The sequence below is a fragment of the Streptomyces sp. NPDC001880 genome (assembly GCF_053594575.1).
Map to the genome: position 1 here is coordinate 1 of NZ_JBSFET010000008.1, position 20,369 is coordinate 20,369.

Annotated in this window: 17 protein-coding genes; 11 read left to right on the forward strand and 6 right to left on the reverse strand. The window is 70.0% G+C overall.

The genetic code is table 11. From position 1 onward, the window contains the following. Nucleotides 1-127: 127 nt before the first annotated feature. On the reverse strand, nucleotides 128-904 hold the full coding sequence (locus ACWCQ6_RS07035) for a chaplin (RefSeq protein WP_451086237.1): 777 nt from the start codon (nucleotides 902-904) through the stop codon (nucleotides 128-130). Nucleotides 905-1,437: 533 nt separating this feature from the next. Between ACWCQ6_RS07035 and ACWCQ6_RS07040 the strand changes: the two genes are divergently transcribed. The 6 genes from ACWCQ6_RS07040 (at nucleotide 1,438) to ACWCQ6_RS07065 (ending at nucleotide 4,510) form a co-directional block, all read left to right on the forward strand. After that, complete coding sequence (locus ACWCQ6_RS07040; protein ID WP_451086239.1) at nucleotides 1,438-1,839, forward strand: rodlin; 402 nt, start codon at nucleotides 1,438-1,440, stop codon at nucleotides 1,837-1,839. 305 nt (nucleotides 1,840-2,144) lie between these two features. Beyond that, nucleotides 2,145-2,378, forward strand: a complete 234-nt coding sequence (locus ACWCQ6_RS07045) for a chaplin (protein WP_451086241.1) — start codon at nucleotides 2,145-2,147, stop codon at nucleotides 2,376-2,378. 250 nt (nucleotides 2,379-2,628) lie between these two features. Further along, nucleotides 2,629-2,919 (forward strand): hypothetical protein, encoded by a 291-nt coding sequence (locus ACWCQ6_RS07050; RefSeq protein WP_451086243.1) that lies wholly within the window; start codon nucleotides 2,629-2,631, stop codon nucleotides 2,917-2,919. Between the two features lie 187 nt (nucleotides 2,920-3,106). Beyond that, on the forward strand, nucleotides 3,107-3,517 hold the full coding sequence (locus ACWCQ6_RS07055) for a rodlin (protein ID WP_451086245.1): 411 nt from the start codon (nucleotides 3,107-3,109) through the stop codon (nucleotides 3,515-3,517). Between the two features lie 262 nt (nucleotides 3,518-3,779). After that, complete coding sequence (locus ACWCQ6_RS07060) at nucleotides 3,780-3,980, forward strand: hypothetical protein (RefSeq protein ID WP_451086247.1); 201 nt, start codon at nucleotides 3,780-3,782, stop codon at nucleotides 3,978-3,980. Between the two features lie 119 nt (nucleotides 3,981-4,099). Beyond that, a complete protein-coding gene (locus ACWCQ6_RS07065) occupies nucleotides 4,100-4,510 on the forward strand; it encodes a rodlin (RefSeq protein WP_451086249.1) in 411 nt (136 codons plus the stop codon). A 160-nt stretch (nucleotides 4,511-4,670) separates the two neighbouring features. Here the strand turns inward: ACWCQ6_RS07065 and ACWCQ6_RS07070 are convergent, their stop codons facing one another. Beyond that, entirely contained in the window at nucleotides 4,671-5,171 is a 501-nt protein-coding gene (locus ACWCQ6_RS07070) for a DUF5949 family protein (RefSeq protein ID WP_451086251.1), read from the reverse strand. A 375-nt stretch (nucleotides 5,172-5,546) separates the two neighbouring features. Between ACWCQ6_RS07070 and rsgA the strand changes: the two genes are divergently transcribed. Further along, nucleotides 5,547-6,719: a ribosome small subunit-dependent GTPase A gene (gene rsgA, locus ACWCQ6_RS07075; protein WP_451086253.1), complete on the forward strand. Its 1,173-nt coding sequence runs from the start codon at nucleotides 5,547-5,549 to the stop codon at nucleotides 6,717-6,719. 102 nt (nucleotides 6,720-6,821) lie between these two features. Next, nucleotides 6,822-8,174, forward strand: a complete 1,353-nt coding sequence (locus ACWCQ6_RS07080; RefSeq protein ID WP_451086507.1) for a DNA-3-methyladenine glycosylase 2 family protein — start codon at nucleotides 6,822-6,824, stop codon at nucleotides 8,172-8,174. Nucleotides 8,175-8,180: 6 nt separating this feature from the next. Here ACWCQ6_RS07080 and ACWCQ6_RS07085 read toward each other — a convergent pair whose 3' ends face one another. The 3 genes from ACWCQ6_RS07085 to ACWCQ6_RS07095 all read right to left on the reverse strand — a co-directional run bounded on the left by ACWCQ6_RS07085 (nucleotide 8,181) and on the right by ACWCQ6_RS07095 (nucleotide 9,995). Then, nucleotides 8,181-8,363: a hypothetical protein gene (locus tag ACWCQ6_RS07085; protein ID WP_451086255.1), complete on the reverse strand. Its 183-nt coding sequence runs from the start codon at nucleotides 8,361-8,363 to the stop codon at nucleotides 8,181-8,183. 103 nt (nucleotides 8,364-8,466) lie between these two features. Then, nucleotides 8,467-8,949 carry a DUF456 domain-containing protein gene (locus tag ACWCQ6_RS07090; protein WP_451086257.1) on the reverse strand — a complete coding sequence of 161 codons (483 nt, stop codon included), beginning with the start codon at nucleotides 8,947-8,949 and terminating at the stop codon, nucleotides 8,467-8,469. 56 nt (nucleotides 8,950-9,005) lie between these two features. Further along, nucleotides 9,006-9,995: a helix-turn-helix domain-containing protein gene (locus ACWCQ6_RS07095; protein ID WP_451086259.1), complete on the reverse strand. Its 990-nt coding sequence runs from the start codon at nucleotides 9,993-9,995 to the stop codon at nucleotides 9,006-9,008. Between the two features lie 209 nt (nucleotides 9,996-10,204). Here ACWCQ6_RS07095 and ACWCQ6_RS07100 point away from each other — a divergent pair, with 209 nt between their 5' ends. The 3 genes from ACWCQ6_RS07100 (at nucleotide 10,205) to ACWCQ6_RS07110 (ending at nucleotide 17,164) form a co-directional block, all read left to right on the forward strand. Further along, the gene (locus ACWCQ6_RS07100) at nucleotides 10,205-13,972 is read left to right on the forward strand and encodes a S8 family peptidase (RefSeq protein ID WP_451086261.1); all 3,768 of its coding nucleotides are present in this window, start codon (nucleotides 10,205-10,207) and stop codon (nucleotides 13,970-13,972) included. Nucleotides 13,973-14,098: 126 nt separating this feature from the next. Next, nucleotides 14,099-15,355, forward strand: a complete 1,257-nt coding sequence (locus ACWCQ6_RS07105) for a protein phosphatase 2C domain-containing protein (RefSeq protein WP_451086263.1) — start codon at nucleotides 14,099-14,101, stop codon at nucleotides 15,353-15,355. 66 nt (nucleotides 15,356-15,421) lie between these two features. Continuing rightward, nucleotides 15,422-17,164 carry a pyruvate dehydrogenase gene (locus ACWCQ6_RS07110; protein WP_451086265.1) on the forward strand — a complete coding sequence of 581 codons (1,743 nt, stop codon included), beginning with the start codon at nucleotides 15,422-15,424 and terminating at the stop codon, nucleotides 17,162-17,164. A 35-nt stretch (nucleotides 17,165-17,199) separates the two neighbouring features. On the opposite strand, the gene ACWCQ6_RS07115 is transcribed toward ACWCQ6_RS07110, so the two are convergent. Next, nucleotides 17,200-20,319, reverse strand: coding sequence for an alpha-mannosidase (locus ACWCQ6_RS07115; protein WP_451086267.1), 3,120 nt, complete (start codon nucleotides 20,317-20,319; stop codon nucleotides 17,200-17,202). Nucleotides 20,320-20,369 lie beyond the last annotated feature (50 nt).

A 20,369-nucleotide genomic window follows, 5' to 3' on the forward strand; every position in this document is an offset into this window, starting at 1 on the left:
GTGCTGGGCCCGTGGGGGGCTCGCCGTTATCTCCCCCGCACCCAACACAACCCCGCGCACCGCCGTCACAGCCCCGGCTGTGACGACGGACCGCTTATTCAGGTCCGCTACTTGTCGACCGCGCCGGTCAGTTCTTCGCGGCGCGGGTGCGGCGGACCAGCAGGGTTCCACCGAGCACCATGGCAGCGGCGGCTCCGCCGGCCATCCCCAGGTCGGCGTCGGCACCGGTGTGCGCCAGCTGCGGCGGCTCGTGGTGCGCCGGAGTGTGGTGGTTCGGCGGCTGATGCGTCGGCGGCTGGTGGGTAGGCGGCTGGTTGTGCGTCGGGGGCTTGTGATGCGTGGGCGGGCAGTCCGGCTTGTGGGGCGTCGGAGGCTTGTGCGTGGTCGGCGGCTTGTGCGGCGGGTGGACCGGCGGCTTGTGCGGGGGGTGCACCGGGGGCTTCTGCGGCGGGTGCACCGGCGGCGGGGTCTCGTTTCCGCCGGACTCGTTGCCGCACTTGTTCCCGAACGCCGGGTTCAGCGCACCGACGACGTCGACGGTGTTGCCGCACACATTGACCGGCACGTCCACCGGAGCCTGGATGTTGTTGCCGGACAGCACCCCGGGGGAGCCGACCGCGCCGCCCTCGGCGCTCGCACCCTGGCTCCCGCTGCCCTGGCCGTCCTTGTTCGCGCACTTGTTGCCGAACGCGGGGTTCAGCAGACCGATCACATTCACCGTGTTGCCGCACACATTGACCGGCACGTGCACTGGGACCTGCACGTTGTTGCCCGAGCCGACGCCGGGCGAACCGGCGGCCGTGCTGTCGGCGGAGGCATCCGCGAACGCGTATCCACCGGCTGCGGTCAGGATCCCTGACGCCGCGGCCATCACCAGCACGCTCTTACTCAAGGCTTTTCGCATTGATTGCCCCTTCTTAGGACATTCCGTGCGAGCAGAACGCTCGCAGTTCATTCATCAGGCCGGTGCGGAGGCCGCCGGAGGAGACCGCTCCGGCGGTGCCCGTGCGTGACTCGGCAAGCGGCGGTTACGGAAAGCGCAGAGACCACGAAGACATGTGCTTCATGCGAAGAGTCCGTGCTTCTGCCGGTCAAGCGCCCGAACCTGCACGCTTGTGTCACACATAACGAGTAGAAATTGCTGAGGAAACTCGACAGGGCGTGGAAATTTTGTGATCACACGAATGGGGTACACATGCACGCCGGTTCGAGGCCCGTCGGCGTGCAGCGGGTGCTCGACTCCTTAAGTGGAAAAAGGCTGCTGAGGGCCGGGGGGCGGTCGGTCCGACCGCCCCCCGGCCGGGCGCCCCTGAAATGCCGTTTCGCACTGCTGTACGTGCAATCCCGGCATTCGGGTGAATGGGGAGAACCAAACGCCCGGTCATGAGTTGGGCAGGGAGCTCCGGTTCGGGGCATCCGGTACGAGAAGGGTTAATCGTGATCAAGAAGGTTCTGGCTACGGGGGCCGTTGCCGCCGCCGTCCTCGGTCTGGGGGCGACGCAGGCCATGGCCATCGGCGACGACGGTGGTACGACCTCGGTCAATGGCAACGGAGCCTCGCAGTCGTTCGGCAACGCCAAGACCCACGGTGACGGAAGCCCGCAGTTCGGTCTGGTCCAGGGCAGCCTGAACAAGCCGTGCATCGGCCTTCCGGCCAAGGCCAACGTAGGTTCGGTCCTCGGGGGCGTCCCGGTCGCGGTCCAGGACGCCAACGTCCTGTCCTCGCCGCAGAACCAGCAGTGCACCGAGAAGTCCACCCAGGCCAAGGGCGACGAGCCGCTGTCGCACATCCTGGACGGCATCCCGGTGCTCTCCGGCAACGGTGTCGGCAACGGCTGATCCGGAGCTGATCCAGCCGCAGACGGCAGGCCCGGGCCGCAGGCGTTCCTCCTCCGCGCGACCCGGGCCTGTTGCTGCCGCTCCCTGGTGCTGGCGCATCGGACTGTCGGTAGACCTTGCCGGCGTCATCGGTGATCGATGCTGCACCGTTCGGGTGATCTTCAAAGAATCTTTTACCGGAAGCGTTTCGAATACCGTCTGAAATCGTTACGAATTACATCGACGGAGTTACGAGTGATCAGGACCGCACTCGTGCGGCACGAAAGACGTTGCCGCTTCGGACCCCGTCAAAGAAAGGGATCAAAGTGAAGTACACCAAGGTTGCCGCCATCGCCGCCGGAACCCTGATGGCGATGGGTGCCGCCGCGCCTGCCTTCGCCGACTCCGGTGTCGAGGGCGGCGCTGCTCTCTCCCCGGGTGTGGTGTCCGGCAACAACGTCCAGGTCCCGATCCACGCTCCGATCAACGCGTGTGGCAACACCGTCAGCGTGATCGGTGTGCTCAACCCTGCTGTCGGCAACTTCTGCGCCAACTACTGACCTCCGGTCGGACGAGCCGAACGCGCATGACCGGAAGGCCCCGGACCGCATTCGATGCGGCCTGGGGCCTTCCCCTTTTCTCCTCCGGAATTCGATCGGGTGGCCCCGCAGGAAAAGCGACTCTGTCCAGTTGCCGTGTCGCGACCGCATCGTTACCCAGGGTGAAAGCGGCAGAAGGCACGGCTAAAGAAGGCTCGTGCGGCGCGGGTACGCGACCGAAACAGATGCCGCTGCAGAAGGGAACCCGAAAGTGAAGTACGCGAAGACTGCTGCGTTCGTTGCCGGTTCCGTGGTTGCTCTGGGAACGGCTGCCCCCGCCTTCGCCGTCACCAACGCCACGGCCCCCGGCTTCAGCCTCGACGGAGGCGTCAACCAGGTGGTGGAGAGCTCCCCGCAGGCCGTCGACCCGATCGTCGACACAGTCGGCGGCGCTGCGGAATCGATGCAGCAGAACGGCACCGTCACCAAGCTGGCCGACCAGGCCACCGGCGCCGCCAAGGGCGCGGCCCCTCTCATGGGCGGCCTGCCGATCGGCGGCTGATCCGTCGCACTGCGGAAGTTTCCCGTCGGTCCGCGGCCTCTCCCATTCCTCCGGTGCCGCGAATTCGGCGAACAACCGAACGTAAGAAAACCGTTCGAGTGAATGGGCACAACCATCCCCGTTGTCGTGAGTTGATCAGGATGCTCCGGACAGGCGGGCAACAGATGAACCCCAGAAGGGCTATTTCATGATCAAGAAGATTATGGCCTCGGCAGCCGTTGCTGCTTCGATCGTCGGTGTCTCCGCCGCGATCGCCCCGCAGGCCATGGCCATCGGCAACGACGGCGGCACGACGTCGGTCAACGGCAATGGTGCCGTCCAGTCGTACGGCAACTCCGCCACCCACGGCGACTGGAGCCCGCAGTTCGCGCTCATTCAGGGCTCGCTCAACAAGCCCTGCATCGCGCTGCCGGCCAAGGCCAACGCCGGTTCGGTCCTCGGGGCCGTCCCGGTCTCGGTCCAGGACATCAACGTCCTGTCCTCGCCGCAGAACCAGCAGTGCACCGAGAACTCCACCCAGGCCAAGGGTGACGAGGCCCTCTCGCACATCCTGGACGACGTCCCGATCCTGTCCGGCAACGGCGCCGGCAACAACTAAGACAGTACCGCTCCGGGCGCTCCTCGCCGGTTGTCCGAACCGGCGGGGAGCGCGCCGCGGGCAGCTTCGCGCCTGTCTGTACGCAGTACCCGAAACACCCGTGGGGTCGGCACATCCACACGGCAGCCGGTTCCCGGCCGCCCGGATGCGCCGGCCCCACCGGTGTGTCCGGCCTGCCACGGCCCCTCGAAGGGGCGGGTGGACTGGGCCGGTTGCCGTAGTACCGGCAGACGCCACCCGTCGCACCGGGTAGGGGCCACTCATGGACCAGTACGACAGTCAACGCCCCCGCGACCGGCATCGGCACGCACAGGACGGCACACCCATCTACGACCGGCTGCTCGCCGAGTGGCGGGCGGCCCGCGGCGGCCCGGAGACGGACCCACCCGCAGGGCGCGAGCGGCCACGCACGGGAAGCCGGGTCCCAGCGGCCCGCACCTCCGGCGAGGCTGTGGACGGGTGACCGAAGATGGTCGAACTCATGCCGGATCGAACCCGTTTGAGTGGTATTGCGGAACCGGAGCTTCCGTTGCGGGTTGATCAGTGCGTTCCGCAACGGGACGCTCCGAAAGGTGAAGCGAGATGAAGAAGATGATGGCCGGCGCAGCAGTGGCCGTGTCCCTGGTCGGTCTCTCCGTCGCGGCGGCCCCCGCGGCCATGGCGATCGGCAATGACGGGGGCACCACGTCGGTCAACGGCAACGGCGCCATGGACGAGTTCGGCAACAGCATGACCCGGGGCGACGGCAGCCCGCAGGTCCAGCTCGTCCAGGGCACGCTGAACAAGGCCTGCGTCGGTCTGCCGCTCAAGGCCAACGCCGGTTCGCTCGGCGGTCTGCTGGTGCCGGTCGCGGTCCAGGACGTCAACGCGCTGTCCTCACCGCAGAACCAGCAGTGCGCCGAGAACTCCACTCAGGCCAAGGGTGACGAGCCGCTGTCGCACCTCGTCGACGACATCCCGGTGCTCTCGGGCAACGGTATCGGTAACAACTGACGTGCCTGAAGTGCGGGCTGCCCGGGGAACCGCTCCGAGGCCGCCCGCGCCGCGGTGCACGGCGCCGTACAGCAGGATCCGGGGCAACGCCCCAGGGCTCCACGCATGAGGATGCCCACCGCACCACGGGGGCGGTGGGCATTCGGTGTGCCGGGGCGGGTCAGCCCAGGCTGCGTACCGGAAGGACGCAGTGGGCGGCGGTCGTGATGACCACGGGGTCGGCCGCGAAGGACCGCAGCAACTCCTCGCTCACCGGTCGGCCGGGTGCGCCCTGGGGCCACGGACGGGTGGCGAACATCGCGTGCACCTCGCCCCGCTGACCGGCCGCCGCCAGCCACTCGGGCGGTGCGGGGTACTGCGCCGTGAAGTGCGGCGTCGTCAGGACTGCCTGGCCGGCCTGAACGAGCAGCTTCACGGGGAGACCCGGGTTCTCGGCGGCGTACACCGGACCGCTGCCGACGGTCAGTGCGCTGCGTTCCAGAGCCACGCGCATGGCGGCCTCGCCGGCCTCGGGGCCGTCCGTACCGTCGCCCAGCGAGTAGACAAGAAGGAAGGCGACGTCGTGGCCGTCGGCCGGGTGTTCGCCGCTCCATCCGATCAGTGTGATCGTGCCCAACTGGGCTTGTGTGAACGTGCCGGTGGAGGTCTGGGGTGAGGTCATGTTCGGCACCATAACGGCCCCGGACCGGTCGTTGTGCATGCGTATCACCTGATCGAGGGAGATAGTCGGATATCTCCGGTGAACATGGCCCGAATCGTCTCCGTCCGACGTCTGCTCACGACTTCGATCAAATGTGTTGAGCCTCCCGACACGGACCGACTAGGGTGTGCACTGCTTTGGACGGCGGAGATCAACCACCGCTGTCGGTCCCGTGCTTGAACCAGGAGGTGAGGATCGTGATGACTGTCGCTGCGATGGGCGCTGCCCACGACTCGAAGAGCATCGTTCCCACCCCCGTGGTCGCCGGCTGACCTACTCCGTAACTTTCCGCGCCCGTGCGCGCGTTGCCGGGGCCACCCCTTTGAAGGGTTCCCCTTGTCTTTCCCGTCCTTTCCGTCCGTCTCTTCTCTTCAGGGCCCCTCCGCGTCGCACCCGCTGTCCCCGTACGGCTGGGACGACGCCTGGTCGGCCGCATTCGCACCGTACGCCGAGCAGGGCCTCCTGCCCGGGCGCGTGGTGCGGGTGGACCGCGGTCAGTGCGACGTCGTCACCCCGAACGGCACGCTCCGCGCCGACACCGCCTTCGTCGTCCCGCGCGATCCGATGCGGATCGTCTGCACGGGCGACTGGGTCGCCGTCGACCCCGACGGTGATCCGCAGTTCGTACGGACGCTGCTGCCGCGGCGTACCGCCTTCGTCCGCTCGACGTCCTCGCAGCGTTCCGAAGGCCAGGTGCTCGCCACCAACGTGGATCACATCGTCATCTGTCTCTCGCTCGCGGTCGAGTTCGACCTGGGGCGGGTGGAGCGCTTTCTCGCGCTCGCCATGTCCAGCTCCAGCGGCGCCGCGCTGCTGCGGGACGGCGGGACGGCGGTCGACGGCGTGGCCGAGCCGATCGTGGTGCTGACCAAGGCCGACCTCGTGCCGGACGCGGCCACACTGTCGTACCTCGTCCAGGACATCGAGGGCATCGCGCCCGGTGTGCAGGTGCTGACCGTCAGCTCCGCCACGGGGGAGGGGATCGATGTCTTCTCCGCCGTCGTCTCGGGAGGTACGAGCGTGCTGCTCGGGGCGTCCGGCGCGGGCAAGTCGACCCTTGCCAACACCCTGCTCGGCCGTGACGTGATGGAGGTGCAGGCCGCGCGCGATGTCGACGGCAAGGGCCGGCACACCACCACCACCCGCAATCTGCTGGTCCTGCCCTCCGGGGGCGTGCTGATCGACACCCCCGGACTGCGCGGGGTCGGGCTCTGGGACGCGGAGACCGGTGTCGGTCAGGTCTTCTCCGAGATCGAGGAACTGGCCGGACAGTGCCGGTTCCACGACTGCGCCCACGAGACGGAGCCCGGCTGTGCGGTGCTCGCTGCGATCGAGGACGGTTCGCTGCATGAACGGCGCCTCGACAGCTTCCGCAAGCTGCTCCGCGAGAACCAGCGGATCGCCGCCAAGACCGATGCCCGGGTGCGCTCGGAGCTGCTGCGCGACTGGAAGCGCAAGGGCGCCGAGGGCCGGGCGGCCATGGACGCCAAGCGCGGCCGGTACCGGTAGACGGTGGTTCCCCGGCCCGCGGCCGCCACGGCCGCGGGCTGCCGGTCCACGTCCGAAAACCGCCAGTTCGGTGCCGGCGGGTGCCGCACACTGGACGGTGTGATGGACGAACGGACCAGGTACGAGGCGGTGAGCAGCCGCGACGCGCGTTTCGACGGGGTCTTCTTCTTCGCCGTCGAAACGACCGGCATCTACTGCCGGCCGAGCTGCCCCGCCGTCACGCCCAAGCGGCAGAACGTGCGCTTCTACCCGACCGCGGCCGCCGCGCAGGGCAACGGCTTCCGGGCCTGCCGCCGCTGCCGCCCCGACGCCGTGCCCGGCTCGGTCGACTGGAACGTCCGGGCCGATGTCGTGGGCCGCGCCATGCGGATGATCGGCGACGGTGTGGTCGACCGGGAGGGTGTGCCCGGTCTCGCCCACCGGCTCGGCTACAGCTCACGTCAGGTGCAGCGGCAGCTCAACGCCGAGCTGGGTGCGGGCCCGGTCGCGCTGGCTCGCGCCCAGCGGGCCCACACCGCACGCGTGCTGCTCCAGACGACCGGGCTGCCCGTGACGGAGATCGCCTTCGCGTCGGGCTTCGCCAGCGTGCGCCAGTTCAACGACACGATCCGGCAGATCTACGCGCGTACGCCGAGCGCACTGCGGGCCGAGGCCGGAACGGGGCTGGGAGCGGCGGTCCGGGAGGCACGGACCACCGGGATCCCGCTGCGGCTCGCCCACCGGGGGCCGTACGCCGCCCGTGAGGTCTTCGATCTCCTGGCCACCGAGGCGGTCGCCCGGATCGAGGAGGTCGGCGGTGCGGCCGGGGACCGTACCTACCGGCGCACCCTGCGCCTTCCGTACGGCACGGGCATCGTGGCCGTCGACGAGCGGTCCGCCGGGTCCTGGCTGGACGCCCGGATCCACCTCACCGATCTGCGGGACCTGACGACGGCCGTCCAGCGGCTGCGGCGGCTCTTCGACCTGGACGCCGATCCGTACGCCGTCGACGAGCGGCTCGGCGCCGACCCGCTCCTCGCGCCGGGCGTCGCCGCCCGCCCCGGGCTGCGGTCGCCGGGGGCCGCGGACCCGGAGGAGTTCGCCGTACGGACGCTGGTGGGCCGGGACGTGGCGGAGCGGCTGGTGGAGGCGTACGGGAAGGCGCTGGATGTGCCCTGCGGCGGGCTGACGCATGTGTTCCCCGAGCCGGGCGTGCTGGCCGGTGCGGCGGACGGGCCGGAGCTGCGGGCGCTGGCGGGCGCGCTCGCCGACGGGGACGTACGGCTCGATGCCGGGGCCGACCGCGACGAGGCCGAGCAGGAGCTGCTGCGGCTGCCGGGGATCGGCCCGGCAGCCGCGGCGCTCATCAGGATGCGTGCGCTCGGTGACCCGGACGTGGATCCGGACGGGCGGCTCGAGGCGGGCCGGTGGCGGCCCTGGCGTTCGTACGGGACGCGCCACCTGGCGCTGTTGTGAGCGGGCTCACGCCGGCCGGCCCGAGTGCGGCGCGGGTGCGTTCGCCGTCATCGGGCGGACGGTCGGGTCCGGGCGGTCGCCCCTCGCTGTGATCAGCGCCGATTCGCCCTTGCCGAGGCGGATGCGTAGCGGGCTGTCGGCCGGCTCCTCGTGGTCCAGCGGCCGTCCGTGCCGGTCCCGGATCTCCATCGGCCCGTCGATGCCGTGGCGTGCGGCGCAGGGGGCACCGGCCTCGCTGGTCAGCAGGGTGTTTCCGAAATATCTGGACGGAGTCCGACGGAATATACGACGGTCAGCCCCAGATCACCGCGCACAGCCAGGCCCCCGCCACCAGGAGGCACGCATAGAGCTCGACGAGCACCGAATAGCCGGTCGCCCGCATCACCGAGCGCACCGAGGCCCAGCCCGCCCCCCGGCTGCCGAGCCGCAGCCGCTCCGCCCCGTACACGGCGCCCACGTACCCCACCGCTCCGCCGACCACCGGCACCACGAAGAAGCCCACGATCGCGCCGATCCCGCCGAGCATCAGCGTCTTGCGCGGCGCTCCCGTCTCGCGCGGACGGCGCGGCGGCAGCAGCCGCTTCAGCGCCTGGTTCAGCAGCAGCAGCGCTGTCGCGCCCATGAGTACGCCCCAGGCGAGCGGTGTCAGGTCGGTCAGCGCCCACCACAGCACGGCGGCCCAGACGATCGCCGGCCCCGGCGCTCCCGGCACCAGCACGCCCAACAGGCCGAGGAGCATGACGAGGCCGACGGCGACGAGTTGCCACACACCCATCTGACCAGCCTGCCGGAGTCCGGCCGGTCCCGCCCGTCAGCGCCGACGGGGCCCGCTCAGGTCCGCGGTGTGCGGGACACCCAGCCCCGTTCGTACGCGTGCCAGCCCAGCTGCAGCCGGGTGGAGACGCCCGTCATCTCCATCAGGCCCTTCACCCGTCGCTGGACGGTCCGCAGCCCCAGCTCCAGCTGTTTCGCCACGCTCGCGTCCGTCAGCCCGGCCAGCAGCAGCGAAAGGATCTCCAGGTCCGTCGGATCCGGCCCGGTGGTCTCCTTCTCCGGCCGGCCGCTCTCGCCGAGCCTGAGCGGCATGGCGTCGCGCCACACCGCCTCGAAGAGTCCCATCAGCGACTCCAGCAGCCCGGAGGCATGAACCACGAGCGCCGCGGGCTCGGCGTCCCGTCCGGTCAGCGGGACCATCGCAAGGGCCGCGTCGGCGATGATCAGTTTGGTGGGCACCCGGTCGACGACCCGGCACTGCTCGTCACGGCTCAGGGCCGCCGACAGCTCCAGGATTCCGGACGGCTGGGCGAGCACCTCCCGCTCGAGCACCACCCGGTAGGAAACCCCACGGGTCACCACCTGCTCCTCGGCCTTGTTCTCCAAGCCGCTGACGGCGACCGGCTTCCCGGTGACCAGGACACACACCTCGCTCGTCGCGCCCAGCTGCAACTGGTGGAAGCGGTGTGCCACCGCGCGCGAACCCGTGACCACCTCGACCAGATCGTGCACGGCGGGCTCGGCCGCATCCGCGCGGTACTCCTCGGCGAGCAGCGCCGCCGTCAGCTCCGCCTGCTCCAGTTCGTGGCGCTGCTGGGTCAGCAGCGCGCCCAGGGCGACCCCCGGCGGCGCCGCCACCCACCGCCCGGTGCGGGCGGACGACTGTGCGGCGAGGCCCTGTTGCTCCAGCCTGCGCAACGCCCGTTCGGTGTCCGACTCGGGAAGTGCCAGCCGGTGCGCGAGGTCGGAGACCTCCGCAGCTCCCACCGCCACGAGCGCGCGGTACGCCGACTCCTGTATGTCGTTGAGACCTATGGCTCCCAGCATCCCCGTCCCCTCCCGGACGCATTGATTCCGCACAATGTCGCAGTCTTCGGGCGCCCGGTCGTGGCGGAAAGCGGCCACGGCGTAAACCCGCCATGTACATCATCCCTCGAACGTCCGTCGCTCTGCCAATGTGGCGCCACCGCAGTACCAACAGCATCCGGAATGCAGCGGTTTGTTAATAGCTATTCCGGTTTTATTTGGGGAGACCGATGCGTCCGATATCGCGTACGGCACTGGGGGCGGCCACCGCAGCCGTCCTGGCCGTTACCGCTATCGCACCGTCCACGGCAGCGCCGCAGGACGACACAATTGCGAAGAGACCGCTGACCGGCAGTGCGGCTGCCGAGGCCAAGGCGGGCAAGCCGGTGACCGTCACCCTGGTCACCGGCGACAAGGTCCTGGTGAGTACGGACAGTTCGGGGGCCGCGTCGGCCACCGCGCTGCCGCGCGAGGACGGCATCGTTCCGCTCCTGCAGACCCGGCAGTCCGGCAAGGACCTCTACGTCTACCCCGAGAACGCCACCGACGCCCTGGCCGCGGGCACGGTCGACGAGGAACTCTTCAACGTCACCGGGCTCATTCGCCAGGGTTACGACGACGCGAGCAGCAAGTCGCTGCCGCTGATTGCCGTTTACGGCCAGGACGTGGCCCGCTCCGCGTCCGTCACCCCGCGTGGCGCCGAGCGCGGCCTCGCGCTCGACGCCATCGACGGTGTCGCGCTCAAGGCCGACAAGGCGAAGGCCGCCGACTTCTGGGCGGACGTCACCAACACCCGCTCCCGCGCGGCCTCCGGCCTCAAGAAGCTCTGGCTCGACCGTAAGGTTCAGGGCACTCTCGACCAGTCGACCAAGCAGGTCGGTGCCGACCTCGCCTGGGCCGCCGGATACGACGGCAAGGGCACCAAGGTCGCCGTGCTCGACACCGGTGTCGACGCCGAACACCCCGACCTCAAGGGCCGGGTCGCCGCCTCGAAGAACTTCACCGACTCCGACACCACCGACGACCGGCAGGGCCACGGCACCCACACCATCTCCACCGTGGGCGGCTCCGGCGCGGCCAGCGACGGCAAGAAGAAGGGCGTCGCCCCCGGCGCGGACCTGCTCGCCGGCAAGGTCCTCAACGACAAGGGCTCCGGCGCCGAGTCCTGGGTCATCGCCGGTATGCAGTGGGCCGTCGACCAGAAGGCCGATGTCGTCTCCATGAGCCTCGGCGGCGCGACGCCGGGCGACTGCAGCGACCCGATGAGCGTCGCCGCCGAGGAACTCGCGCAGAGCAAGGACACCTTGTTCGTCATCGCGGCCGGCAACTTGGGCCCGTCATCGAACACCGTCTCCTCGCCGGGCTGCGCTCCGAGCGCGCTCACCGTCGGCGCCGTCGACCGCGAGGACGCCACGGCCCAGTTCTCCAGCCGCGGACCCGTGACCGGCTCGCACATCCTCAAGCCCGAGATCACCGCCCCCGGCGTCGACATCTCGGCCGCGGCGGCCGGTGGCCGCGGGGTGTACGCCTACCGGACGATGTCCGGCACGTCGATGGCCACCCCGCATGTCGCGGGCGCCGCAGCCATCGTGAAGCAGCGTCACCCGGACTGGACCGCCCAGCAGATCAAGGCGGCTCTCGTGTCCTCCGCGAAGAGCGACATCCCCGGCGACGTGCGCGAAACCGGCGGTGGCCGCCTCGATGTGAAGGCCGCCATCGACACCACCGTCGTCGGCGCCCCCGCCGTCCAGGGCGGTGCGTTCAACTGGCCGCAGGACAAGTCCGACCGCACGACGGTCGACGTTCCGTACACCAACTCCGGCACCAAGCCGGTGAAGCTGTCGCTGAAGGTCCAGGGCGTCACCGGCAACGACGGTTCGGCGGTCCGCTCCTCCGTCGCCAAGCTCGACGCGAGCACCGTCACCGTCCCGGCGGGCGCGACCGTCAAGGTCCCGCTGCAGATCGATCCGACCGCGAAGCTGAAGGCCGCCCAGTACGGTGATGTCACCGGGCGTGTCCTGGCCACCGGGCCCGACGGCGTCAAGGTCTCCACCCCGTTCTCGCTGTACGTCGGCGCCGAGACGGTCACCCTGCGGGTCAAGCTGATCGACCGTTCGGGCAAGCCTGCCGAGGGCGGCTCCTCGGTGGACGTCATCGGCACCGACACCGACAGCGGTGATCGCCGCTTCAACAACGGTGCCGCCGACCAGGTCTACCAGGTGCGTCCCGGCGCGTACTTCGTCTCCAGTTTCATCACGACGATGGACCCGAAGGACGCCACGGGGCAGTTGCCCGAGTCCGTCGGCTACCTCGCACGGCCGCAGGTGAACGTCACCGAGGACACCACCCTGGTCCTGGACGCCCGCAAGGCCCACCGGATCCAGGTGAAGACGGAGGACCGCGCCTCCGAGAACCGCTCCACGACGCTCTCCTTCGGCCGCAGCTGGGACGATGTCTGGCTGCACTCCGGCTCCGTCACCGGCGGCGCCATCGTCAAGAACTACTTCGCCGATGTGCAGGGCAAGGCCAGTGACGGCGACTTCGAGTTCGCCAGCTTCTGGCGCGCGTACGCCCCCCAGATCGAGAAGCTGTCGGTCGTCGGCGGCGCCGAACTGCACCCGGTGGTGTCCGGCGGCGGCTCCGCGAACCTCGACGGAACGGGCGAAGCCGCACTCGTCGACGCGGGCACCGGCACCCCCGACGAGCTGGCGTCCGCCGGTGTCTCGGGCAAGATCGCCCTGGTCAAGGTCGGCGACGACGGCCGCATCGGCACCCATGCGGCGAACGCCAAGGCCGCGGGCGCAAAGGCGGTCATCGCATACCGGCCGTCCGCCGGCCTCTGGCAGCCTTCCGCCAAATTCGGTACGACGGCGCCTCTGCCCGTACTCGGCGTCGAGGCGAGCGAGGCCGACGCACTCAAGGCCGCCCTGGCCACCGGCCCGGTCAAGCTGAGCTGGAAGGCCACCGCCGTCAGCCCGTTCGTCTACAACCTCGCCTTCCCCGAGACCGGCCCCGTCACCTCGGACCGGACCTACAAGGTCAGGGACAGCAAGCTCGCCAAGTCCACCGCCACGTACGAGGCGATGGGCGTCGCAGCCGACTACCCCGACCTGCTGACCAGCGAGCGGCCGTACGGCGCGCGCTACTCCGCCGCCTTCGACACGGTCGCCACGCCCAGCAAGCGCACCGAGTACTACTCGGCGGGCGACACCGTCTGGACGCGGTTCCTCTCCTCCAGCGCCCCCTACGGCGAGTTCATGACCGACCAGACCCGTACGTACACGGCCGGCGCCGAGCGCACGGAGAACTGGTACCGGGGCATCCCGGTCCCGACCGCCCCGCGTGACGCCGCGGGCAAGGTTCAGCTCGCCGCCGAGCGGCAGGACAACCTGATCGGTGTCGCCCCGGGCTTCTGGAGCGACACCGAGCACGCCGGTATCCAGGGTTCCTTCGGTGACATCGGCAAGATGAAGCTGACCAGCGGCGGCAAGGTGCTGGGCCAGTCCATCTACCCGTCCGGGGTGTTCAAAGTCCCGGCCGAGGACACCGCGTACGAACTCACCATGGAAACTGCCAAGTGGGGCAAGCCCGCCGCAGTGTGGAAGCGGTCCACCACCATCGTGACCACCTGGAAGTTCCGCTCCGAGCGGGACGAGAACGTGTACTCGCAGGGGATTCCGCTGCTCTTCCCGGGCTACGACCTGGACGCCGACGGGTTCAAGACCCTTGCGGCGAAGGACGGTCAGACGATCGGCCTGAGCGTCACCGGCCACGCGGGCTACACGCCCGGCAAGCTGGTCGATGCCAAGGTCTCCTACTCGTACGACAGCGGCGAGACCTGGACCCGGGCCACCACCGCACAGGAGGACGGTCACTGGACCGCGACCGTGAACCACGCGGGCGCGGCCGGCAAGCCGGTCACCCTGAAGACCGAACTGACGGACGCCAACGGCAACTCCGTCATCCAGACCGTGACCGACGCGTACGCCGTGCGTTGATCACGCCCTGACTGGTCCGCCGGGCGTCCTTCCCGTGGGGGGTGGGGCCGCCCGGCGGACCTTTTTCGTGGCCACTGTTTCCGGTTGACCCGTTTTCGTACGGCCCCCGCGGTCGAAAATATGGGCATGAGTCAGCAGGGGGAGAGGCCCGCCGCCCACGAGGACGACTGGTGGCGCAGGCTGTACGACGAGAACGCCTGGGACACCGGGACGGGCAACGCGGCCGACAGTCCTGACGACCGCTTCGACTCGGTGTCGGGCGCGGTGGGTTCCGGCGGGCGTGGGGGGTCCGACGGCGAGACGGGGACCACGGTTGCCACACCCCTAACGGAGGATGGGCACGAAACCGAGCCCGCTCCCCGTCCCGTCATCCGCCATGTGGGTGACCGGCCACCCACCTATGACGCCGAACCCACCGCACTGCCCGCCACCGTCCCGCAGGAACTGGACGGACTCGTCGCCGACACCGCGCTCGACGGCGCCCGCTACGGCACGTACACCCTGCGAGCCGCTTCGGTGCGCGGGGACTCCGCACGGTTCCGCGGCGAGCTCCGCCGCGACGCGCTGCTCACTGCCCGCTTCGGCACCGACGAGCGCGCACTGGTCCTGGTCGCCGTCGCCACCGGGGGCCGCGCCACCGAAGCGGCACACCTGGCGGCGGCCGATGCCTGCCGCTGGATCGGCGCAGCGGTCGGACGCAGCCACGCCCGGCTCTCCGAGGACATAAGGGCGGGGCGTCGCGGAGAGCTCAAATCCGGCCTGCACCGCCTCACCGACCGGACATATGGCAAGCTTCGCGCCCGTGCCGCCGAGCTGGGGACGGAACCGCAGCAGTACACGGCCGGCCTGCGCTGCCTCCTGTTACCGGCCGACCCCGACTGCCGTACGAGGATCTTCTTCGGCGTCGGCGCCGGCGGATTGTTCCGGCTGCGCGAAGGCGTCTGGCAGGACCTCGAACCGGAGATCCCGGCAGCCGGTGGCCTCGGTGCGGACCTCAGGGTCGGTGCGGGTGCGGGCGCGGGTGCGGGTGCGGGTGACGGGTCCGGGTCGTCCGAGAGCGGTCCCGACGGTGACCGCCGCACCACCGATCCGGCCGTCGCCACGTCCCCGTCCCCCTGCGCCGAGGCCCCGCCCGGCCCTCCCGGCCCGCCCGCAGAACCGTTCCGCTTCCGGGGCTCGGTGGCCCGGCCGGGGGACACCCTGCTGCTGTGCAGCCCCGGACTGGCCGAGCCGTTGCGCGGCGAGCCCGCCCTGGCCCGGGAGCTCGCCGGACGCTGGGCCTCCGACACGGCACCCGGGCTCGTGGCCTTCCTCGCGGACACCCAGCTCCGGGTGAAGGGGTACTCCGACGACCGTACGGGCGTGGGCGTCTGGGAGGCGTAACCGCGCGTGCCATGGGTTGATGGATGCGGAGTCCGGAAGCCGAAGCGCGGAAAGGGTACGCACCCCATGGCCAAGCAGAACGTGTCGGAGCAGTTCGTCGACATCCTCGTCCGGGCGGGCGTCAAGCGTATGTACGGCGTCGTCGGCGACAGTCTCAACCCGGTCGTCGACGCCATCCGCCGCCATCGGGCCATCGACTGGATCCAGGTCCGGCACGAGGAGACCGCCGCTTTCGCCGCCGGTGCGGAGGCCCAGATCACGGGCTCGCTGGCGGCCTGCGCCGGATCGTGCGGCCCCGGCAATCTGCACCTCATCAACGGTCTCTACGACGCCCACCGCTCCATGGCTCCCGTGCTCGCCCTCGCCTCGCACATCCCGTCCGGTGAGATCGGGCTCGGCTACTTCCAGGAGACCCATCCGGAGCTGCTCTTCCAGGAATGCAGCCACTACAACGAGATGATCTCCAACCCGCAGCAGATGCCGCGGCTGCTCCAGACCGCCGTTCAGCACGCGATCGGCCGGGGCGGGGTCAGCGTCGTCACGATGCCGGGTGACATCGCATCGCAGCCCGCCCCGGAGAAGTCCATCGAGCACGCGCTGGTCACCTCGCGGCCGACCGTCCGGCCCGGTGACGACGAGATCGCCGAGCTCTGCCGGATGGTCGACTCGGCGAAACGTGTGACGTTGTTCTGCGGCAGCGGCACGGCGGGGGCCCACGCCGAGGTGATGGAGTTCGCCGAACGGGTGAAGGCTCCCGTCGGGCACGCGCTGCGCGGCAAGGAATGGATCCAGTACGACAACCCGTACGACGTCGGGATGAGCGGCCTGCTCGGCTACGGCGCCGCCTACGAGGCCACCAACGAGTGCGATCTCCTCATCCTGCTCGGCACCGACTTCCCGTACAACGCCTTTCTCCCGGCCGATGTGAAGATCGTCCAGGTCGATGTGCGCCCCGAGCACCTGGGCCGCCGTTCCAAGCTGGATCTGGCGGTCTGGGGCGACGTCCGCGAGACCCTGCGCTGTCTGACCCCGCAGGTGAAGCCCAAGACCGACCGCAAATTCCTCGACCGGATGCTGAAGAAGCACGCCGAGGCACTGGAGGGCGTGGTCAAGGCGTACACCCGCAAGGTCGAGAAGCACGTCCCGATCCATCCGGAGTACGTCGCCTCGGTGCTGGACGAACTGGCCGACGACGACGCCGTGTTCACCGTCGACACCGGTATGTGCAATGTGTGGGCCGCACGGTATCTCTCCCCGAACGGCAGGCGTCGCGTCATCGGATCGTTCAGCCACGGCTCGATGGCCAACGCGCTCCCGCAGGCCATCGGCGCCCAGTTCACCGACCCGCACCGGCAAGTGGTCTCGATGTCCGGCGACGGCGGATTCACCATGCTGATGGGCGACTTCCTGACGCTGGTGCAGTACGACCTGCCGGTCAAGGTCGTGCTGTTCAACAACTCCTCGCTCAGCATGGTCGAGTTGGAGATGCTGGTCGCGGGCCTGCCGTCGTTCGGCACGTCCAACAAGAACCCGGACTTCGCCGCGGTCGCCCGCGCCTGTGGGGCGTACGGGGTGCGGGTGGAGAAGCCCAAACAGCTCGAAGGCGCCCTCAAGGACGCCTTCAAGCACAAGGGCCCGGCGCTCGTCGATGTCGTCACCGACCCCAACGCGCTCTCCATCCCCCCGAAGATCAGCGCCGAGATGGTGACCGGCTTCGCGCTCTCCGCAAGCAAGATCGTGCTGGACGGGGGAGTGGGCCGGATGGTCCAGATGGCCCGTTCCAACCTGCGGAACGTGCCCCGCCCCTGAACGCGGACCGGAGTCGCCCGCAGCGGCCCGGAGCGTCACGCCGGGGTCAGCCGCAGTGTCAGGATCTGGAACGGCCGCAGCGACAGTACGAGTCCGTGCTCGTCGGTGTCCGCCTCGTGCAGCGGCCGTTCCAGCAGATCGGTGACCCGGGCCCGCACGACGGGGAACCCGACCCGCAGCGTGGTTCCGGCACGGCCGCCCGCCGACTCGTACAGCCGCACGATCACATCGCCGCTCCGGTCCTCGGCGAGCTTCACCGACTCCACCGTGACCGCCGGATGTCCTGTGTCGACCAGCGGTGGCAGCACGGGCGCCACGGCCGCCCGCAACGGCAGGTTGAGCGCGAGCCCTTCTCGTACCGAGTCCGTGATCGCGCCGCCCGGTGCCAGTGCGTAGCCGAACCGGTGCCGGCCCAGGTCCGTCTCCGGGTCGGGGCTGTGCGGGGCGCGCAGCAGAGTCAGCCGCACGGTCGTGCCGAGACCCGAGGCGTGCGGGGTCCGGGTCACCTCGTGTCCGTACGTCGAGTCGTTGAGCAGTGTCACGCCGTACCCCGGCTCGGCGACTCGGAGCCAGCGGTGGGCGCAGATCTCGAAACGGGCCGCGTCCCAGGCGGTGTTGTCGTGCGTGGGGCGGTGGATGTGGCCGAACTGGATCTCGGACGTGCACCGTTCGGCATGCACATCGAGCGGGAACGACACCTTGAGGACCTTCTCCGACTCCCGCCAGTCGACCTCGGTCTCGATGTCGATCCGCCGGCTGCCCGCGGTCAGCCGGATCTCCTGTGCGACATGTGACTGCCCGAAGGACCGCAGCACCCGGACCGCCGCCCGCAACGGCCCCTCCTCCACCAGCTCGACGGAGCCGGCTTCGGTGAGATCGGTCCGGGTGCGGCGGTAGTGCCGGTCGATGTCCCAGGCGTCCCAGTGATTGGGGTGGTCCGGGTGCAGCTGGAGGAGGTTTCCCCGGTGGCCGGGGACGAGGACCTCCCGCCCCGCGCCGAGATCGCGCACGGAGGCGATCAGCCCGTCGCCGTCGACCACCACCCGCAGCAGCCCGTTGTCGAGGACGAGACCCCCGTCGGCCGAACCGGTCGCGATGACCGGCTGCTCCGGCACCGCCGAGCCGTTCAGCGGACCCGAGCCGAGCCCGGGTGCGTCGGCCATGACCGCCGTGCGACCGCCACCCAGGCGCTGCACCTGCGCACCGGAGGGCAGCAGCGCGCTCGCCGCCGCGTCCAGCTCGACCACCTGACGGCGGTGGTACGGAGAGGAGTTGAGCGCTACCAGACCCTCGGGCGCACCCAGCGCGACCACCGAGTCCGCCACCAGATCCGCCAGCTCCGTGCGCACCCGCTCGTAAGTCTCGCGGGCCTCGCGGTGCACCCAGGCGATCGACGACCCGGGCAGGATGTCATGGAACTGATGCAGCAGCACCGTCTTCCACAGCCGGTCCAGCGCCTCGTACGGATAGGCGTAGCGGTGGGCGGGATCGTGCAGCGCGGCTGCCGTGGCCCACAGCTCCGCCTCGCGGAGCAGATGTTCGCTGCGGCGGTTGCCCTGCTTGGTCTTGGCCTGGGTGGTGTACGTGGCCCGGTGCAGCTCCAGATACAGCTCGCCCGACCAGACCGGAGCCTGTGCCCCGTATTCCTCCTCGGCCGCCGCGAAGAACGCAGCGGGCCGCTCGATGCCGACCCTCGGCGAACCCTCCAGGTCCCCGAGCCGGCGCGCCTTCTCCATCATCTCGCGGGTGGGGCCGCCCCCGCCGTCACCCCAGCCGAACGGGACGAGGGAGCGGGTCGCCAGGCCCTTCTCGGCGAAGTTCCGCTCGGCGTGGGAGAGCTCACGACCGTGGAACTGTGCGTTGTAGGTGTCCACGGGCGGGAAATGGGTGAAGATCCTGGTCCCGTCGATGCCCTCCCACCAGAAGGTGTGATGTGGCATTTTGTTGCTCTGGTTCCAGGACAGCTTCTGGGTCAGGAACCACTTCACCCCCGCCAGCCGGGCCAGCTGCGGGAAGGCGGCCGTGCAGCCGAAGGAGTCCGGCAGCCAGATCTCCTCGGTCTCCGTCCCCAGCTCCTGCTCGAAGAACCGCTTTCCGTGCACGAGTTGCCGGGCCAGCGCCTCGCCGCCGGGCATGTTGGCATCGGACTCCACCCACATCGACCCGACGGGTACCCACTGCCCGTCCGCCACGGCCTGCTTGATCCGCTCCCAGATGTGCGGCTGGTGCTCCTTCACCCACGCGTACTGCTGGGCCTGCGAGGCCGCGAAGACCAGCTCCGGATAGTCCCGGGCGAGCGCCGTGACATTGGCGAAGGTGCGTGAGGTCTTGCGTACCGCCTCCCGCAGCGGCCACAGCCATGCCGAGTCGATGTGCGCATGACCGATGGCCGAGATCCGGTGCGCGCTCGCCGAAGCCGGGCGGGACAGCACCTCGGTCAGCTCGTCCCGGCCGGCCCGCGCCGTGCCCGCCACATCGTGCAGATCCAGCGCATCGAGCATGCGCTCCAACGACCGCAGGATCTCGTGACGCCGGGAGCGCTCGACGGGGAGTTCCCGCATCAGCTCGGAGAGCACCTCGATGTCCAGGACCAGATGCCAGACCTCCTCGTCCAGCACCGCCAGGTCCGCGGCGGCGAACCGGTGGAGTGGCCGGTCGCCCGCCGTCGTCGGGTCGCCGAGCGGTGTCGGCGCGAAGCCGTGCTCCAGTACGGACGGGTTGGCCGCCGCCTCCAGCAGCAGGGACACCGGTTCGCCGCCCGCCGCGGGGGAGGGCAGCGTCAGATGGCGATTGCGTGGATGGATGCCCTTGATGGGGACGCCCGCGGCGTCGTACAGCATGCCCTCGGCCTGGAAGCCGGGCCCCTGACCGGAGAACCCGGGATCGACGACCACCTCGACCCGCCGCCCCGCCCACCCCGTCGGCACGGATCCCTCCAGCCGGAACCAGCTGGTGGACCAGGGTTTCCCCCACTCGCTGCCGGTACTGAACGGCTCGAACGGCTCCTGGATCACCTGTGCCACCGGCACGGGTTCGCCGGGGACGTGCCGGACAAAGAGCGCGAGCGGGGTCCGGTCCGCGTACTGGGCGGGGCGGATGAACTGGTGAAGGGCCCGTTCGAGGCGGTCCTCCACCAAGGTGCGGTCGTCGTGCATCACGGCTCCTCGGAGTCGGCGCCTGCGGGGGTTTCGATGGCTCCACTTCC

Bases quoted from the DNA above. Each gene is read 5' to 3' on its own strand.
- ACWCQ6_RS07100 (WP_451086261.1), top strand. From the start codon at position 10,205: ATGCGTCCGATATCGCGTACGGCACTGGGGGCGGCCACCGCAGCCGTC.
- ACWCQ6_RS07115 (WP_451086267.1), bottom strand. From the start codon at position 20,319: ATGCACGACGACCGCACCTTGGTGGAGGACCGCCTCGAACGGGCCCTT.
- ACWCQ6_RS07090 (WP_451086257.1), bottom strand. From the start codon at position 8,949: ATGGGTGTGTGGCAACTCGTCGCCGTCGGCCTCGTCATGCTCCTCGGC.
- ACWCQ6_RS07095 (WP_451086259.1), bottom strand. From the start codon at position 9,995: ATGCTGGGAGCCATAGGTCTCAACGACATACAGGAGTCGGCGTACCGC.
- ACWCQ6_RS07070 (WP_451086251.1), bottom strand. From the start codon at position 5,171: ATGACCTCACCCCAGACCTCCACCGGCACGTTCACACAAGCCCAGTTG.
- ACWCQ6_RS07060 (WP_451086247.1), top strand. From the start codon at position 3,780: ATGGACCAGTACGACAGTCAACGCCCCCGCGACCGGCATCGGCACGCA.
- ACWCQ6_RS07055 (WP_451086245.1), top strand. From the start codon at position 3,107: ATGATCAAGAAGATTATGGCCTCGGCAGCCGTTGCTGCTTCGATCGTC.
- ACWCQ6_RS07065 (WP_451086249.1), top strand. From the start codon at position 4,100: ATGAAGAAGATGATGGCCGGCGCAGCAGTGGCCGTGTCCCTGGTCGGT.
- ACWCQ6_RS07085 (WP_451086255.1), bottom strand. From the start codon at position 8,363: ATGGAGATCCGGGACCGGCACGGACGGCCGCTGGACCACGAGGAGCCG.
- ACWCQ6_RS07105 (WP_451086263.1), top strand. From the start codon at position 14,099: ATGAGTCAGCAGGGGGAGAGGCCCGCCGCCCACGAGGACGACTGGTGG.
- ACWCQ6_RS07080 (WP_451086507.1), top strand. From the start codon at position 6,822: ATGGACGAACGGACCAGGTACGAGGCGGTGAGCAGCCGCGACGCGCGT.
- ACWCQ6_RS07035 (WP_451086237.1), bottom strand. From the start codon at position 904: ATGCGAAAAGCCTTGAGTAAGAGCGTGCTGGTGATGGCCGCGGCGTCA.
- ACWCQ6_RS07110 (WP_451086265.1), top strand. From the start codon at position 15,422: ATGGCCAAGCAGAACGTGTCGGAGCAGTTCGTCGACATCCTCGTCCGG.